This is a genomic window from Oleiphilus sp. HI0061, assembly GCF_001635675.1.
Genome location: NZ_LWFE01000662.1, coordinates 1 through 1,591, shown reverse-complemented (window position 1 = coordinate 1,591; position 1,591 = coordinate 1). Strand labels below are relative to the sequence as shown.

At 49.0% G+C, this 1,591-nt stretch carries 1 protein-coding gene; it reads left to right on the top strand.

The window, feature by feature from the left end:
* Window positions 1–1,591, top strand: a 1,591-nt coding sequence (locus A3735_RS08360) for a DUF5011 domain-containing protein (protein WP_156499531.1), incomplete at both ends; no start/stop codon positions are given.

The window sequence follows — 1,591 nt, the reverse complement described above, 5'->3', positions numbered from 1 at the left end:
ACAACGTGAACGATTCCTCAGGCAACTCTGCTACTACCGTTACCCGAACAATTAACGTTCAAGATACTGGCGCACCTAGCATCACTCTCCTAGGTAGCAGCCCACTTAACCATGAACTAAATACCCCCTATACCGATGCTGGCGCGACTGCAAGCGATGCGCTGGATGGTGATATCTCAACTAACATCATCGTCGGTGGTGCTACCGTAGATTCCAGTGTTACTGGTACCTACGTGATCACCTACGATGTCAGTGACTCCAACGGCAACCCTGCCGTACAGCAAACACGTACAGTAAATGTGAACGACTTTACTGCCCCAGTCATTACGCTTAATGGTGACAGCAGCATTAATATCGCTCTAGGTAGTGTCTACAATGATGCGGATGCGAGTGCGTCGGACAATATTGATGGCGATATTTCAGCAAGCATTATTCAGAGTGGCACTGTTGATACCGGTACAATTGGTAGCTACACCCTTGTGTATAACGTGAGTGATGCGGCTGGCAACGCTGCAATCCCCGTCACACGAACAGTTAATGTTGCTGATGCGAGCGGCCCTGTTATTACGCTGATCGGAACCAACCCCATTAATCATGAGGTGAATACAATCTTCACCGACCCGGGTGCGACAGCGCTAGATAATGTCGATGGAGATGTATCTTCAAATATCGGTGTCAGCGGTACGGTCAATGCTGCAGTTGTTGGTAGCTATGTACTGAGCTACAACGTGAACGATTCCTCAGGCAACTCTGCTACTACCGTTACCCGAACAATTAACGTTCAAGATACTGGCGCACCTAGCATCACTCTGCTAGGTAGCAGCCCACTTAACCATGAGCTAAATACCCCTTATACCGATGCTGGTGCGACTGCGAATGACGCACTTGACGGAGACCTATCTGCAGGCATTATAGTTGGCGGCACAATGGTCGACTCTAGCGTTGCTGGTACTTATGTCATTACCTATGATGTCAGTGACTCCAACGGTAACCCTGCCGTACAGCAAACGCGCACGGTAAATGTGAACGACTTTACCGCCCCTGTCATTACACTTAATGGTGACAGCAGCATTAATATCGCTCTAGGTAGTGTCTACAATGATGCGGGTGCGAGTGCGTCGGACAATATTGATGGCGATATTTCAGCAAGCATTATTCAGAGTGGCGCTGTTGATACCGGTACAATTGGCAGCTATACACTTGTGTATAACGTAAGTGATGCGGCTGGCAACGATGCAATGCCCGTCACACGAACAGTTAATGTTGCTGATGCGAGCGGCCCTGTTATTACACTGATCGGAAACAACCCGATCGATCATGAGGTGAATACAATCTTCACCGACCCGGGTGCGACAGCGCTAGATAATGTCGACGGAGATGTATCTTCAAATATCGGTGTCAGTGGTACGGTCAATGCTGCAGTTGTTGGTAGCTATGTACTGAGCTACAACGTGAACGACTCATCGGGTAACCCTGCCAACACCGTTAATCGAACGGTCAATGTTCAGGATACCGGCGCTCCTAGCATCACCGTGTTAGGTAGCAGCCCACTTAACCATGAGCTAAATACCCCTTATACCGATGCTGGTGC